This window comes from Faecalibacterium sp. IP-3-29 (genome assembly GCF_023347335.1).
Lineage (GTDB): Bacteria > Bacillota > Clostridia > Oscillospirales > Ruminococcaceae > Faecalibacterium > Faecalibacterium duncaniae.
Genome location: NZ_CP094471.1, coordinates 2,851,337 through 2,866,561, shown reverse-complemented (window position 1 = coordinate 2,866,561; position 15,225 = coordinate 2,851,337). Strand labels below are relative to the sequence as shown.

The following is a 15,225-nucleotide window of genomic DNA, read 5'->3' as shown; positions in this document are numbered from 1 at the left end:
CTCTGTGCAGATTTTGCCGCAGCAGACGCAGGAAATGCCACCTTTCCTCCGTTATAGTTCTTATAACGATTTTTTACAAACTGACCGAGGTGTTTTTTTATGACCGCACTTTCCCCGCGCTGCAGCTTCAGCGGCACCGCCCTTAAAACCATTGCCTGCATCACCATGCTGGTGGACCACATCGGCGCGTCCTGCATCGAGGCAGGTATCCTTACGCCCGGGCTGGACAGCGGCACCCTCTCGCGGGACACCCTTTCCGCCTATCCGCTGTACCGGCTGGACATGGTGCTGCGCTTCACCGGACGGCTGGCCTTTCCTATCTTCTGCTTCCTGCTGGTGGAGGGCTTTGTACATACCCACGATGTGAAAAAATACGTCCGGAGGCTGTTCCTGTTTGCCCTCATCAGTGAGGTGCCCTTTGACCTTGCGTTCTTCCGCACCCCCTTTGACTTCAGTGCGCAGAACGTTTACTGGACGCTGGCGCTGGGCGTGCTGGCCATGGCAGGCCTGAAGCATTATGAAAAGCCGGACGGCTCTGCCAGCTGGAAAGGACTCTTGTGTGCGGCAGGCTGCACGCTTGCGGCGCTTCTGGCCTGTACGGACTACAACGGCATCGGCGTGCTCATCATCTGCGCGCTGTATCTGACCCGCACAAACCGCAAGCGGCAGTGCATCGTGGGAGCCGTGCTGTTTGCCTGGGAACTCACCGCCCCGCTGGCTTTTGTGCTGGTCTGGTTCTACAACGGGCAGCGGGGCGCGTGCAGTCCGCTGCAAAAGAAGGCCTTTTACTGGTTCTACCCGGTGCACCTGAGCGTGCTGGCTGCGGTGACGAATCTGATCTTGTAACAGAAAGGCCGCTTTCACGGAACAAATTCCGAGGAGGCGGCCTTTTGGTTTCTGAAAATGGAAAAAGCCCGGTGATTTCAAAGAATCATCGAGCTTTTTCTTGGCGGAGTAGGAGGGATTTGAACCCTCGCGCCGTTGTTTAGACGACCTACGCCCTTAGCAGGGGCGCCTCTTCGGCCTCTTGAGTACTACTCCAGAGCAAAGTGTGTTGCACTTATTCAATAAAAATGGCGGAGAGAGTGGGATTCGAACCCACGGTACGTTGCCGTACGGCAGTTTTCAAGACTGCTTCCTTAAACCACTCGGACATCTCTCCTCGTGGGCACCCGCACACGCCGTACCGAATGCCTATTTAATTTACCAGATTTCAGCGGCGCTGTCAAGCCCAAAATCAAAATTTCCGCTCGTTGTGCGCATTTTTGTGCGGAGCGACAACTTTTCTTCGAGAAAAAGCGGGATTTCCTCTTTACTGAAACATCTTTTTGTTGTATAATAAATACAGATAAAACCTTACCGGACCCGGTACAAGCAGAGGAGTGTTGAACAATGTCGTTTCCGGAGCTGTTACGGCAATGCCGAAAGCAAAAGCACATGAGCCAGGCGGAGCTTGCTTCCCTGTTGGGCGTGACTCAGCAGGCCGTGGGAAAATGGGAGAGCGGAAAGAGTTCCCCGGACCCCACCACCGTGGCAAAGCTGGCGGAGATCCTGGACACGACCGCGGACTATCTGTTGGGTCTGTTCGACCCCACCGCGGAGGGCCAGACCGAAGAGCGCTTCTTCGGCAGCTATGTGTACAGCCTGATCCCTGTCATCGGCACGGTCAAGGCGGGCTACGGCGCGCTGGCCTATGAGGAAGACTACGGCAAGGAGTATGCCCGGGTCAAGGACCCTTCCAGCTACTTCTATCTCGTTGTGCGCGGCGACAGCATGGAACCCCGCATCCACGATGGTGACCTTGCCCTGGTGCACCGTCAGGATACGCTGGAAAACGGCGACCTGGGCGTGCTGATCTACGGTGACGAGGGCGAGGGTACCCTCAAGCGCTACCTCCAGCGCGGCAACTGCGTGGTGCTGCAGCCCTTCAACCCGGCCTATAAGGAAATGGTCATCAAGGGCGAGGAGCTCAACCATCTGCACATTGCAGGCCGTGTGGTAGAAACCAAGGCGAAGTGGTAAAACGGCCCATTATCGCCTGAAAAAGAAAAGCCATCCTGTATGGCTTTCTTTTTTATACCCATTTTTCGGAGGTGTCCCATGGAACAGAGCCTGATGGATAAGCTGACGATCCTGGCGGACAGCGCAAAATATGATGTGGCCTGTACCTCCAGCGGTGCTTCCCGGGCAGCAGGAGCGGGCGGGGTCGGCAGCTGTTACGCCCCGGGCTGCTGCCACGCCTTTACTGCCGATGGCCGCTGTGTCAGCCTGCTGAAGGTGCTGATGACCAACTGCTGCTCCTTTGATTGCAGCTACTGCGTCAACCGCAAGTCCAACGATGTGCCCCGGGCCACCTTCACCCCCCGGGAGCTGGCCGAGCTGACCATTGAATTCTACCGCCGCAACTACATCGAGGGTCTGTTCCTTTCCAGTGCCGTGCTGGTGAGCCCGGACTATACCACCGAGCGGATGCTGGCGGTTCTGCGCCTGCTGCGGGGGGAGTATCATTTCGGCGGCTACATCCACGCCAAGGCCATTCCCGGCACCAGCCCGGAGCTGCTGGAACAGCTGGGCTTTCTGGCCGACCGCCTGAGTGTGAACATTGAGCTGCCCAGTGAGCGCAGCCTGAACCTGCTGGCTCCGGACAAAGGGCGGCACTCCATTTTCCGGCCCATGAAGCAGATCGCGGTGGAGGGGGCCGCCAACCGGGAAGAGGTGGCGCTCTACCGCAAGGCCCCCAGATTTGCCCCGGCGGGCCAGAGCACCCAGATGATCGTGGGTGCTTCCCCGGAAACGGATTATCACATCCTGCAATTAACGGAAGGATTATACAATAAGTATCACCTGAAACGGGTGTTTTACTCCGCCTACATCCCTGTGACCGAGGACACCCGCCTGCCCGCGCTGGACACCAAGCCGCCGCTGCTGCGGGAGCATCGGCTCTATCAGGCAGACTGGCTGCTCCGCTTTTACGAGTTCAAGGCAGAGGAACTTCTGGACAGGGACAACCCCAACTTCAACCCCTATCTGGACCCCAAGTGCAACTGGGCAGTGCAGCATTACGGGCTGTTCCCGGTGGACGTGAACCGCGCCCCCTTTGAGATGCTGCTGCGGGTGCCGGGTATCGGCCCCAAGAGCGCCCGGCGCATCTGGCACGCCCGCAAACAGGCCGCGTTGGGGCTGGACGAGCTCAAGCGGATGGGCGTGGTGCTCAAGCGGGCGCAGTATTTCATCACCTGCCGGGGCTTTGCGGGGGCGCACCCGGGCCGCGGCAGTGCCGGGCGGGAGCGCATCACCCGGGCGCTTATCGACCCCAACGTATTCAGCGGCGGGGTGGAGCAGCTGAGCATGTTCAGCCCGCCCGCCGTGGATCGGCTGGTGGAGCAGGGCGTGCCGCCCCGCACAGCCCAGAAAATGGTGCGGGAGGAGGCAGTGCAATGTCTGGCCAGAGCCCTGTAAGCCCTGCCCGGAAGCTCCACGATGCCGACGTGGTCTACCTCTATGATGGCAGCTTCGAGGGCTTTCTCTGCTGTGTGTTTGAGAGCTTTGCCCAGCATGAGCTGCCCTTCGCGATCTGGACCCCGGAGCGGGAGACGGCTACCCTCTACCCAGTGAAGGAGATCCCCACTGACCGCGCAACGGCCCGGCGGGTCTTTGCCAGCTTCCGCGCCAAGCTGGGCGAAGAGACGGAATCTCTCGTCACCCGGGATTTTCTCTCGGGCTGGGAGGATAAGGAGCTGCGGCTCATCCGATTTCTGCATCTGGCCTTTGCGCTGGGGCCAGGCACCGTCAAGCGGCGGGGCCACCCGGAGGTGGCTCCGCTCTACCAGATGAAGCAGAGCCTGGACTGGGAAGTGGACAAGTTTCAGGGCTTTGTCCGTTTTCAGGAGCACGATGGGATGCTGGGTGCAGTCATCCACCCCAAAAACTATATTCTGCCCCTCCTGCGCGGGCATTTCTGCGCTCGCTTCCCGGAGGAGAACTTCCTGATCTATGATGCTGTCCATCAGGCGGTGCTGCTGTACCAGAACCACAAGGCTCAGCTCATGGAGCTGGCCGAACCCCTCACCCTGCCCCTACCTGATGAAAAGGAGCAGCAGTTTCAGGAGCTCTGGCGGCAGTTCTACAAAACGCTGGAGATCAAGGCCCGCCACAACGAAAAGGGACGTATGACCCACTGCCCCAAACGCTTTTGGGCAGATATGACCGAAATGAAAGAGGAATTGAAATGAAAACGGAAACAAAGACCGGACGCTGGAAATATGCGGCCATCGTGCTAATTGTGACCCTGCTGGTGGGGCTGTTCTGGAGTTATGTAAAAAATGGGCCGAAGGGCGAAATCTATCTTTACGGAGAAGAACACAGCAAGCAGAGCATTCTCGACAAGGAACTTTCCATCTGGGGCGAGTATTACGAAAAAGGAATGCGGGATCTGTTTGTGGAATTCCCGTATACGGATGCACAATTTCTGAACCTGTGGATGCAGGCCGACGATGATGAATTGCTGGATCTGCAGTTCAAGGACTGGGGAGGCACAGAAGGCGGCACCGAGGTCATGAAAAATTTTCTGAAACAGATCAAGGAGCAGTACCCGGAAACCGTGTTCCACGGCACCGACGTGGGCCATACCTGGGAAAGCACCGGGCCGCGGTATCTGGCCTATCTGGAAGCCAATGGGCAGAAGGACAGCGAAGAGTACCGGCGTGCGCAGGAAAACATGGAACAGGGCAAACGGTACTATGAGATCAAGGCGACGGATGAAGCTTCTTCGGTCCGATACCGGGAGGATCGGATGGTGGAGAACTTCCGGCGCAGCTATCAGGAGCTGGAAGCGGTACGCCGCACCGATATCATGGGTATCTATGGAAGTACACATATTGTGGAGTCGGAGTATCGGAACTCGGACTTTCGCATGGCAAAACAGTTGAGCGAGAACTATGGGGAACATCTCCATATCAAAGATCTGACGCAGGAACCGGAACGGATCGACGCGCTGGAAGTCAACGGAAAGACCTACACAGCATCCTATTTCGGTGAGCAGGATATTTCGATGGTAAAGGGCTACAAGATCCGAAAGTTCTGGCGGTTGGAAGACGCATACGAGGACTTTAAGGAGCTGCCGACACCCCGTGAGATTCTGCCAGCCGACAACTACCCTGTAAAAATCCAGGCTGGGCAGGTGTTTGCTGTGGAGTACCTGATGTCCGACGGCTCGACCGAGTGGAAGTATTATATCTCGGACGGCACAGTACAGAACGGCCAACTCATCACAAAGCGGATGAAGATGGAATAAGCAGGCTCCCGGCCCCGGAACTTTGACGAATTTACAAAAAGGTTGCAACCATGCTGTTGCAACCTGTAAAACCTATGGTATACTATAAGGGATATCCGGGCAGGCATTTCTGCCCCACACACCCCCGCTGCGGGGTCAACACAAAAGGAGTATTGTAGCGTTATGGTTCGCATTACTATGGAAGACGGCGGCATCATCGACATTGAGCTGAATGAGGAAGTCGCCCCCATCACCTGTGAGAATTTCAAGAAGCTGGTCAGCGAGGGTTTCTATAACGGCCTGACCTTCCACCGTGTCATCCCCGGCTTTATGATCCAGGGCGGCTGCCCGCTGGGCAACGGCACCGGCGGCCCGGGCTGGAACATCAAGGGCGAGTTCGCTGCAAACGGTGTGAACAACCCCATCAAGCATACCCGCGGCGTGATCAGCATGGCCCGCAGCATGAACCCCAACAGCGCCGGCAGCCAGTTCTTCATCATGCACAAGGACGCTCCCCATCTGGACGGCCAGTATGCCGCTTTCGGCAAGGTCGTTGCCGGAATGGAGGTCGTGGATAAGATCGCTTCCGTCCGCACCGACTGGAACGATAAGCCCACCACCCCCGTCAAGATGAAGACCGTTGAGCTCATCGAGGGCTGATCTTCTGCACTTCTGTCCCACATCGCCTGCCCGTGAAGTGCCCCGTCAAGGAGACAGAAAAAATAATATAAGATTTTTGTTCGCCGTTTCCACAAGGGAACGGCGAATTTTTTGTGCAAATCGGCATTAGGACGCTCGATTCATGGCACGGACGTGAGCTTGCAGCGTCCAACACGGGATATTTTTTTGATATTTTACTTCCGCTGTATCGTGATTGTTCTTGCTTGACATGAAAATACCCCCAGAGTACGCAGAGTTTTCTTTTTACTCTGTCTACTCTAGGGGCAGCATATCATGTTGAGGATACAGGCCGGGGGCTTTCCATATATGCGTCAGAAAGAGATGAGAGGTTTACTTTTTTTCGCCCTTGGGCAGCAGACCGGCGCGCTCCAGAGCCGGGCGCAGGGCCAGATACAGGATGACCACGCAGATGGTGGAGGCTACGCTGTTGACAAAGGTGACACCACCGGCGATTTTGGACAGGGCCTGTGCCACGGTATACTCCTGGCCAAAGATGTAAATGTTGCGGAAATAGCCCAGGAACGGGTCGGTGATGACGTTCAGCAGCAGGCCGGAGCCGCCTGCCACGATGACCTTGAGCAGGTAGCCCTTGCTGTGGCGGTCGAGATCGCGCAGCTTGAACACCTTGTGGGCCACGGCACCGCAGGTGATGCCGATGATGAACTTCAGCACAAAGGTGGTCACGGCATAGCCCGGGTCACCGGCCAGGATATCGGCCAGAGCCAGACCGATCGCACCGGCCAGGCCGCCGGAAACGCCGTCCAGCAGCAGGGCGGTCAGGGCGGTGAAGGTGTTGCCCAGATGGAACGAGGAGCCGCCGTAGAACGGCACACGGAAGAACAGGTATGCCACCAGGCTCAACGCGGCCATAACGCCGGTCAGGGCCAGCTCCTTGGTGGTAAAGGTGCGCTTGTACAGCACACTGCCGAACAGGATGACAACGATCACCACGGCCAGCAGCAGCCACATTGCAGTTGTAGACATGATTTTTCCCCTCCGCTTTTTTTTTTTCGGGGCGAACCCCCTTCATCCTGCTCCGCAGGATCGTTCGCCCGTTTCAAAGTCACTTACCCATAAAACTACTTGACATTTGGGTGTGTGGTTGGTATGCTCCTATTATACGCAAAACTGGCACCATGAAAATACCCAGAATAAAGTTTTTTTATGGGGTCAGTTTGGCAAAGTACCCAAAAAGGGGAGAGGTCTTATGTTTCATCTGACAACTGCACTGGATGCCGCCAGCGGGGTGCCGCTGTACGAGCAGCTCTATGAGAGCCTTGCCGCCGAGATGCGCAACGGGGCCATTCCGGCGGGCACCCGGATGCCCGGCAAGCGGCGGCTGGCGGCAGAGCTGTCGGTTTCTGTCAACACGGTGGACGCGGCATATCAGATCCTGGCGACCGAGGGCTACATGGAGCCGCGGGAGCGCAGCGGCTTTTATGTACAGGAATATCTTGCCCTGCCCACCCGGCCCGAGGAAGTGCCGCCCCCGGTATCTGCCGCTCCGCAGCCGGAAGCGGCTGAGCCGCCCGTCCGGTTCGATCTGTCCACCCGGGGCGTGGACCCGGGGCTGTTCCCGTTCCGCACCTGGGCCCGGCTGCAGAAAGAGCTGCTCTATTCCTCGCCCCAGCTGCTGACCCATGGCGATGCACAGGGGGACGTGGAGCTGCGGCAGGCGCTGGCGGACTATCTGGAGGAATACCGGGGCGTGCGGTGCACCGCCGAGCAGGTGGTGGTGGGTGCCGGTATGGAGTACCTGCTGAGCCTGCTGGCTCCGCTCCTGCCCGGCAAAACGGCGGTGGAGAATCCCGGCTACCAGCGCGCGAAGCAGGTGCTGGAAAACAACGGCGTGGCGTGCTGCTGCCTGCCTGTGGATGCGGACGGCCTTTCTGTTGAGGCATTGTCCGGCTCGGGCGCGGCGGTGTGCTATGTCACGCCCAGCCACCAGTTCCCCACGGGCGTGACCATGCCGGCGGGCCGCCGCACGGAGCTGCTCCACTGGGCCTCCCGCTGCCCGGGCCAGCGGTATATCATAGAGGACGATTACGATTCGGAGTTCCGCTTTGATACCCGCCCCCTGCCCAGCCTGCAGGGCATGGCCGGGGCCGACGGCCCGGTGGTCTACCTCTCCACCTGCTCCCGCAGCCTGGCCCCCGGTATCCGCATCGCCTACATGGTGCTACCCCGGCAGCTGCTGCCCGCCTGGCGGGCAAAGTACCGGATCTATTCCGGCACCGTCAGCCGGTTTGAGCAGCAGACCCTGGCCCGCTTCATCCGCGAGGGCTACTTTACCCGGCATCTTGCCCGGGAGCGCGTGGCCTACAAGGCTCGGCGGGATGCTCTGGCTGCCTCTCTGCGCGCTGCTTTTGCATCGGACGAGCTGACCCTGACTGGCCTGCACACCGGCCTGCATCTGTTGGCAAGGCTGAAAAATGCCCCGCCGGATGCCGCCCTTCACGCCGCCGCAAAGGCGCAGGGTGTGGCCCTGAGTCTGCTGAGCGATTATGACCTGACCGGCGGGGAACAGGATTTTTCCGGAACGTTTGTGCTGGGCTATGGTTCCCTGAGCGAGGCATCATTCCCCGAGGCGGGCGAAACGCTGAGGAAGGTCTGCACTGCCGCCCGGGAAGCGTCTGTGACCGTGTAAGTGCCCGCCTTTGCATCCCACGCCCCGGGCAGGGCCTCGGCGTGGGGGAGGGCGCTGTTGTTGGCCAGAAACTCCAGAACCGTGCCCAATAGGGTATAATCCTGTGCTGCAAAGTCGGTGAGCAGGGCCGCGCTGCTGGCCCGCAGGGCATCCGGCAGGGTGGCGGGCAGCAGGGCGAGGTCCTGCCGGAAAAAGGCTTCCCACACTGCCGCCCGGGCAGCGGCCCGGCGGGCAGGCGGCAGGGTGCCGTCCGCATCCCAGCCGGAGAGCAGAGCGTGGGCCTCCTTGGCCGAAATGCTCTGCACGGCGGCGGAAAGCCCGGTTTCGGCCAGCTCATCGGCAGTCAGTGCCCCCGAAAACCCCACCCGCACCGGCCCGTAACGGGAAGCAGTCTTTTCCAGCACGGCGGGGGACAGCGCCAGATAAAGCATATCCTCCGGCAGGCCCAGCACCTCCAGAAGCGCCTGACGGCACCGGGCGGGCCCCGCCGCTCCGTAGCAGTGGGCAAGGCTGGCAGTCTCTCCGTTGAAGGGAACCGTCAGCTCCCCCGGCATGGCCAGCAGGTTCAGACTGTTCTGAGCGGCGTTCAGGTAGACCAGCAAAAAGCCCGGCTGCTCCCCGGCGGTGCAGAGAAGCAGGGTCATCCGGTGCTCGGCCCGGGGCAGCTGGATGGGCACCCCGCTCTGGGGCTGGGCGGTCTGGATGCGGGTGCGCACCATCTGCCGGGTGAGCAGGACTGTGCCGCCCACCAGCGGCAGCAGCACCAGAAGTGCCGCCCCCAAAGCCGCCCAGAAGGGCCTCCAACCGTTCTTGTGCATCCTGTGTTCCTCCGTTCCGTTTTGGAACAGGGTGGGCCGGGATGCGCTTTTTTATACAGAAACCGCTGCCCGGGCATGAAAACGCCCCCTGTGCCATACAGTAGAGCACAGGGGGCGTTTGTGTATGTGGGAGAGCTTGGCGCGGGTGAACGCGGTGGTCGGCGGTGTGGTATGGGGGCCGGTGGGGCTGGCACTGCTGTTTGGCACCGGCTGTCTGCTGACAGTGCGCACCGGTTTTTTCCAGCTGCGATATTTCGGGTACTGGATGCGGCACACCATCGGGGCCATCTTCCTGGACCGAAACGTGACCGCCCACACGGACGATGAAGCCATCAGCCAGTTCCAGAGCCTTTGCACGGCGCTGGCGGCGACCATCGGCACCGGCAACATCGTGGGCGTGGCGGCGGCCATTCTGGCAGGCGGGCCGGGGGCTGTGTTCTGGATGTGGGTCATGGCCCTGCTGGGGATGATGACCAGTTATGCCGAGAACGTGCTGGGCATCTGCTACCGCCGCCGGGATGCCGCCGGAAGATGGTGCGGCGGGCCCATGTACTATCTGGCCGAGGGGCTGGGCGGCGGCTTTGGCCGGGCACTGGCGGTGCTGTTTGCCTGCTTTTGCGTGCTGGCCAGCTTCGGCATGGGGAACATGAGCCAGATCAACTCCATTGCGGGCAATCTGCAGGCGGTGTTCCGGGTGCCGCCGGTGGCAACGGGCATCGTACTGGCCCTGCTCACCGGGCGGGTCATACTGGGCGGGCTGAAGCGGGTGGCCGCAGTTACGGAGGCCATCGTCCCGCTCATGGCCCTGTTCTACCTGTTCGGGGCGCTGACCGTGGTCTGTGTCCATTGGGCGGCTGTCCCGGCGGCATTCGCGGCCATCTTCCGTGGGGCGTTTGGCTTGCAGGCCGCCGGGGGCGGGGTGCTGGGTTACGGCATGGCCCGGGCCATCAGCTGGGGATTCAAGCGGGGAGCCTTTTCCAACGAAGCAGGACTGGGCGCGTCGGTGCTGGTGCACTGCGCGGCCAACGTGGAAGAGCCTGTCCAGCAGGGAATGTGGGGGATGTTCGAGGTGTTTGCAGATACCATGGTGGTCTGCACCCTCACGGCCCTTGTGGTACTCACCAGCGGCCTTGTGGATCTGGACACCGGTGCGGCGCTGACCGGTGTGGAGGGCACCGCACTGGTGGGGCAGGCCTTTTCTACGGTGTTCGGGGCGTTCGGGCCGCAGTTCATCGCGGTGTCGGTCCTGTTGTTTGCCTATTCCACTACGCTGGGGTGGAGCCATTACGGCACCCGGGCAGTGGTGTATCTGCTGGGGGAGCGTGCCGCCGCAGGATATAAACTGGTGTTTGCGGCCATGGTGCTGGTGGGTGCTGTGATGAAGCTGGATCTGGCCTGGGCGCTCTCCGATACCTTCAACGGCCTGATGATGCTGCCCAATCTTGTGGGCGTAGTGGGGCTTTCGGGGGTGGTGGTCCGGGAGACACAAGCGTATCTGAAACGAAAATGACCCTCTCCGTCCATGCAGTCTGTCTGTCAGATGCGGGATGGAGAGGGTCATTCTTTATCGCTTCTTTTGATTCGGCTTCGGGGCAGGCCGCTTCAGGCTCCGCACCGCGTCACGCCCGGCGGCGATGCCGCTGCCAAAGGCCCAGTGCAGGTTGAAGCCGCCGCAGCTGCCGGCGCAGTCCAGCGTTTCACCCACAAAGTAAAGGCCGGGGCAGCCCTTGAACTGGAAGCTGGGGGTCACTTCGGTCAGGCTCAGGCCACCGCCGGTGGTCTGGGCCTGCTTCCAGCCGCAGGGGGTCAGACCCTCGAACAGCCAGTGCTTGGCCGCGTTGGCCAGCACCTGCCAGGCGGCATCCGGCAGGGTGTCCACCGGTTTTTCAGGCAGCTTTGCCGCTGCCCACAGGGCGCGGCCCAGCTTGGGATTGAGCAGACCTGTCCAGAAATCCGCAGGTGCCTTGCCCGGCAGCAGGGGCACCCGGGTCGCAAACAGGGCGGTCAGGGCAGTCTCGTCCAGCATGGGGAAGAGGTCCAGCTCAACGGCCGGGCGCTTTGGCCCCCGCCCCGGGGCCAGATGGCCGGACAGCTGCATGATGCAGATGCCCGAAAGCCCATAGTCCGTGAACTGCACCTCGCCGTTTTCCACAGCCACGGTGCAGTGGCGGTCGAGGTCCAGCAGGGTGGCAGCGGCCTTGGCCCGGATGCCGGCCAGAGATCGGTTGGGCTTTGCTGTCTGCAGGGCGGTCAGGCAGGGGTACAGCGGCTCCAGCTTTCCGCCGCACTGGGCGGCGAATCGGGTGCCGAAGCCGTCGGTGCCGAACTGCGGCCCGGCATTGCCGCCCATGGCGCAGATGACGGCATCGGCCCGCAGGGTCTGGTCCTGACCCTCGGCATCCTCGCACAGGATGGTGTAGCCGCTGCGGTTCTGGCTCAGGGTCTGCACAGTGCAGCCGGTACGCACCTCCACGCCCAGCCGGGCAAGGTGGCCTTCCAGCAGGGCCAGCACGTCTGCGGCCTGGTTGGAGTAGGGGTATACCCGCCCGGCCTCATCGGTGCGGGTGTACAGGCCCAGCGCCGCGAACCATTCCAGCGGTGCGGCGGCATCCACCGCGGCCAGCAGGGGCCGCAGGGCGGCGGGGTCAGCGGTGAAATACTGCTCCGGTGCAATGCCGGTGTTGCCCAGATTGCAGCGGCCGTTGCCGGTGGCCAACAGCTTTTTGCCGCACCTGGGGTTGCGGTCCAGCACCGTCACCCGCACTGCCCCTGCCGGGGCAGACTGGGCGGCGGCCAATGCGGCGGCAAGGCCCGCTGCACCGCCGCCCAATATCACGATCTGCTGCATAAGAGCACCCCCTCAGAAATCCATACATTTTATTATAACATACACAGCAGCAAAAGGATAGAAGAATGCCCCAAATTTGCAGCGAATAATCTTTGACGAAAGCCTTGACAGAAAAAGCAGAATTTGGTAGTGTTGATTCGACGGAATTGCGTGGTTTCGCAGGCTGTGGAAATGCGGCCGGAAAAGGGCAGAGAGTTGGGACTCTGCTGAGGAGAAGCTGAATATGTGGAAGAAAAAAGAAAGATGGACGGCAGCTGCGCTGCTGCTGGCGATGGTCGTGGTGACAGGTCTGTGCTGGTACATCCTGTACATCCGGCAGCAGTTCTATGACGAAGGCACCCGCAACCTGCTGGAGACCTATGAGCAGGTGGATAAGTCGTTTACCATCTTCAGCCGGAGCAACTGGAACATGCTGAACGAGTGGGGCAAGAGCCTGCAGGCTGCCAATGAGGAGGGCCTGGCGGAGGAACGCCTGCGTAGCTATGAGGCCGAGCGGGAGATCTGGCGGTACAGCAGCGTGTATCTGTTCAATGAAAACTGCGAATATTGGAGCATCCGGGGCAAGCATGAAAAAGTGGATCACCTCTGGACGGCCTTTGAGGAGATGTACCGCACCGGCAAGCCTACGGTGTCCAGCTACATCATGCGGAGCGGGGAGCGCCGGGTGGTATACTCTGCGCCCATTGCGCCGGTGGAGATCGATGGTACCACCTACACCAGCCTTGCCGTGAGCTATCGGAATAAGACCATAGAGGAATTGATCGGCGGCAGTGCTTACGGCGGCCAGAGCGACTGCTACATCATCCATCCCGATGGCGATGTGATGCTCTCGGAGGAGCCCAAGAGCGAGATCGAGGACTGGATGGACAACCTGTTCGACTACCTGCAGAAGTATGCGCAGGTGGATGCGGGCACACTGACCCGGGCCCGGCAGGACGTGGCAGAGGGCCGCAGCGGCAGCCTTTCCTGCTGGCTTGAGGGCAAGAGCTATTATCTGGTCTACCAGCCTGTGGGCTTTCAGGATCTGTCCATTGTGGGCATCGTCGGCCGTGACGTGGTGGACAGTGGAATGCGGAAGATCCAGAACGCCACCATCCTGCTGCTGGCTGGGCTGTTCTTCTGCGCAGGCATCGTGCTGGTGCACGGTGTCCGCATCGATGCCCGCCTGCGCGTGGAGGAAAAGGAGCGCGCCCTCCGGCAGGAAGAGGAGGCCCGCCAGCAGATGGAGGACCTGGCCAACACCGACGGCCTGACCGGACTGTATAATGAACGCTATTTTGACGCATTGCTGAAAGAAAACGAGCTGAACAGGACACCGTTTGTCCTGTTCTACCTCGACCTTGACCGTTTCAAGCCTGTGAACGACCGTTACGGCCACGATGTGGGCGACCAGCTGCTCAAGGAGGTGGCCAGCCGCCTGCGGGGCTGCGTGCGGGAGAGCGATGCGGTGTTCCGCATCGGCGGGGATGAGTTCGCTCTCATCGTCAACGGAGCCGTAACGGAGGGGTTCTGCAAGAGCCGGGTGGAAAAGATCAAGGCAGCCATCCGGGAGCCTTACCGCCTGAAGGATGCAGAGGTGCAGGTTAGCACCAGCTGCGGCTGTGCGGTCTACCCCTGCGACAGCGACGATGTGCGTGCCATCCGCATCCTGGCCGACCACCGGATGTATGAGGATAAGCAGCGCTCCGGCAGGAGCTGCGAGTGACGAGAACGATAAAAGATTTCTCCCAGTTTCTTGTGCTTTCTCCCAAAATGAGCGTATAATTGGGAGAAGGAAGAACGGGCTGGGAGAAGGAATGGGTGAATCATGCGTACATTTGATTATAAAAAGATTGCAGAATACTCCTGGGATAATGAGGTCTTGTCTTATGTTGCGAAGATCCATGAATGCAAGGGGCGGCAGGAACTATATCTGAAACAAAGGCCCGCTGAATTGGAGCGGCTGGTGGAGATCGCAAAGATCCAAAGTACAGAGTCCTCCAATCGGATCGAAGGGATCATCACGACCAATGCGCGCCTGAAACAGCTGGTTGAAGATAAAACGACTCCACGTAACCGGGACGAAATGGAGATATTGGGATATCGGAATGTTTTAAATCTCATCCACGAGAACTATGCCTATATTCCGGTAGAGCCGGGGTACATCCTGCAACTGCACCGTGATCTGCTGAAATATACGAATTTGACCTATCGAGGACATTTTAAGACTACACCCAATGAGATCGATATGACCCTTCCCAGCGGGGAACGCCATGTGCTGTTCCGCCCGCTGGAACCATACGAGACACCGGGTGCTGTGGAGGCACTTTGCTGCACTTATCAGGATGTGCTGCATAGAGAACTCGTTGATCCCCTGCTTTTGATCCCCTGTTTTATCTTGGATTTTCTCTGTATCCATCCTTTCAATGATGGTAACGGCAGAATGAGCCGGCTGCTGACCCTTTTGATGCTGTATCAGAATGGATATGTTGTGGGGCAGTACATCAGCATTGAAAAAGCAATTGCAGAGACTAAGGATGAGTACTATGCAGCACTGGCGCAGGCTGATCAGCACTGGCATGAGGAGGAAAATGACCCGACACCGTTCATCAAATATATGCTGGCGGTGATCTGCTCCTGTTATCAGGATTTTGAGCAGCGGGTCGATCTGGTTGGCGGGGGACAGAAGCGCGTGACGGCGTACGAACGAGTGCGCAGTTATGCGATGGAAAGGCTGGGAGCCTTTACAAAACAGGAGGCCGCAGAGGCCTGCCCGGGCTTTGGTACAAGCTCGATTGAAAGCGCGCTGAAAAAACTGACAGAGGAGGGCGTTCTGGAGAGGATCGGCGCGGGTAGAAAGACGCAGTATGTGCGCAGGTAAGGCTCCGGCCGGAGCTGAATGAATAATTCCCTTCCTGTTTCCACAGAATAACCATACTTCACAGAAATCTGGAAGCAAAACCGGAACATGGAAAGGAAG

13 protein-coding genes and 2 tRNA genes are annotated in these 15,225 nt (G+C 59.7%); 10 read left to right on the top strand and 5 right to left on the bottom strand.

Annotation, left to right across the window (positions count from 1 at the left end):
• The first annotated feature begins 99 nt into the window (after nucleotides 1-99).
• Nucleotides 100-846, top strand: coding sequence for a TraX family protein (locus MTP40_RS13775; protein ID WP_207697296.1), 747 nt, complete (start codon nucleotides 100-102; stop codon nucleotides 844-846).
• A 101-nt stretch (nucleotides 847-947) separates the two neighbouring features.
• Here the strand turns inward: MTP40_RS13775 and MTP40_RS13770 are convergent.
• Nucleotides 948-1,041, bottom strand: a tRNA-Ser gene (locus tag MTP40_RS13770).
• A gap of 33 nt (nucleotides 1,042-1,074) precedes the next feature.
• Nucleotides 1,075-1,162, bottom strand: a tRNA-Ser gene (locus MTP40_RS13765).
• Between the two features lie 230 nt (nucleotides 1,163-1,392).
• Between MTP40_RS13765 and MTP40_RS13760 the strand changes: the two genes are divergently transcribed.
• The 5 genes from MTP40_RS13760 (at nucleotide 1,393) to MTP40_RS13740 (ending at nucleotide 5,932) form a co-directional block, all read left to right on the top strand.
• Nucleotides 1,393-2,022 carry a LexA family protein gene (locus MTP40_RS13760; RefSeq protein WP_005934683.1) on the top strand — a complete coding sequence of 210 codons (630 nt, stop codon included), beginning with the start codon at nucleotides 1,393-1,395 and terminating at the stop codon, nucleotides 2,020-2,022.
• A gap of 78 nt (nucleotides 2,023-2,100) precedes the next feature.
• Nucleotides 2,101-3,459 carry a putative DNA modification/repair radical SAM protein gene (locus tag MTP40_RS13755; protein WP_117505780.1) on the top strand — a complete coding sequence of 453 codons (1,359 nt, stop codon included), beginning with the start codon at nucleotides 2,101-2,103 and terminating at the stop codon, nucleotides 3,457-3,459.
• Entirely contained in the window at nucleotides 3,438-4,232 is a 795-nt protein-coding gene (locus MTP40_RS13750; RefSeq protein ID WP_249259552.1) for a TIGR03915 family putative DNA repair protein, read from the top strand. Before MTP40_RS13755 ends, MTP40_RS13750 begins: the two co-directional genes overlap by 22 nt.
• Nucleotides 4,229-5,293 (top strand): hypothetical protein, encoded by a 1,065-nt coding sequence (locus MTP40_RS13745; protein WP_249259551.1) that lies wholly within the window; start codon nucleotides 4,229-4,231, stop codon nucleotides 5,291-5,293. Before MTP40_RS13750 ends, MTP40_RS13745 begins: the two co-directional genes overlap by 4 nt.
• A gap of 162 nt (nucleotides 5,294-5,455) precedes the next feature.
• Complete coding sequence (locus tag MTP40_RS13740; protein WP_005934679.1) at nucleotides 5,456-5,932, top strand: peptidylprolyl isomerase; 477 nt, start codon at nucleotides 5,456-5,458, stop codon at nucleotides 5,930-5,932.
• A gap of 351 nt (nucleotides 5,933-6,283) precedes the next feature.
• On the opposite strand, the gene MTP40_RS13735 is transcribed toward MTP40_RS13740, so the two are convergent.
• On the bottom strand, nucleotides 6,284-6,937 hold the full coding sequence (locus tag MTP40_RS13735) for an ECF transporter S component (protein ID WP_117533782.1): 654 nt from the start codon (nucleotides 6,935-6,937) through the stop codon (nucleotides 6,284-6,286).
• 223 nt (nucleotides 6,938-7,160) lie between these two features.
• Here MTP40_RS13735 and pdxR point away from each other — a divergent pair, with 223 nt between their 5' ends.
• A complete protein-coding gene (gene pdxR / locus MTP40_RS13730; RefSeq protein WP_249259550.1) occupies nucleotides 7,161-8,600 on the top strand; it encodes a MocR-like pyridoxine biosynthesis transcription factor PdxR in 1,440 nt (479 codons plus the stop codon).
• Here the strand turns inward: pdxR and MTP40_RS13725 are convergent.
• Nucleotides 8,507-9,418 (bottom strand): hypothetical protein, encoded by a 912-nt coding sequence (locus MTP40_RS13725; RefSeq protein ID WP_249259549.1) that lies wholly within the window; start codon nucleotides 9,416-9,418, stop codon nucleotides 8,507-8,509. The genes pdxR and MTP40_RS13725 overlap by 94 nt on opposite strands.
• Before the next feature lie 124 nt (nucleotides 9,419-9,542).
• Between MTP40_RS13725 and MTP40_RS13720 the strand changes: the two genes are divergently transcribed.
• Entirely contained in the window at nucleotides 9,543-10,928 is a 1,386-nt protein-coding gene (locus tag MTP40_RS13720) for an alanine/glycine:cation symporter family protein (protein WP_249259548.1), read from the top strand.
• 54 nt (nucleotides 10,929-10,982) lie between these two features.
• Here MTP40_RS13720 and MTP40_RS13715 read toward each other — a convergent pair whose 3' ends face one another.
• Nucleotides 10,983-12,266 carry an NAD(P)/FAD-dependent oxidoreductase gene (locus MTP40_RS13715; protein WP_249259547.1) on the bottom strand — a complete coding sequence of 428 codons (1,284 nt, stop codon included), beginning with the start codon at nucleotides 12,264-12,266 and terminating at the stop codon, nucleotides 10,983-10,985.
• Between the two features lie 223 nt (nucleotides 12,267-12,489).
• Here MTP40_RS13715 and MTP40_RS13710 point away from each other — a divergent pair, with 223 nt between their 5' ends.
• Together MTP40_RS13710 and MTP40_RS13705 are read left to right on the top strand one after the other, a co-directional pair.
• Nucleotides 12,490-13,971, top strand: a complete 1,482-nt coding sequence (locus MTP40_RS13710) for a sensor domain-containing diguanylate cyclase (RefSeq protein WP_249259546.1) — start codon at nucleotides 12,490-12,492, stop codon at nucleotides 13,969-13,971.
• Between the two features lie 102 nt (nucleotides 13,972-14,073).
• Entirely contained in the window at nucleotides 14,074-15,126 is a 1,053-nt protein-coding gene (locus MTP40_RS13705; protein ID WP_223455328.1) for a Fic family protein, read from the top strand.
• The last annotated feature ends 99 nt before the right edge of the window (nucleotides 15,127-15,225 follow it).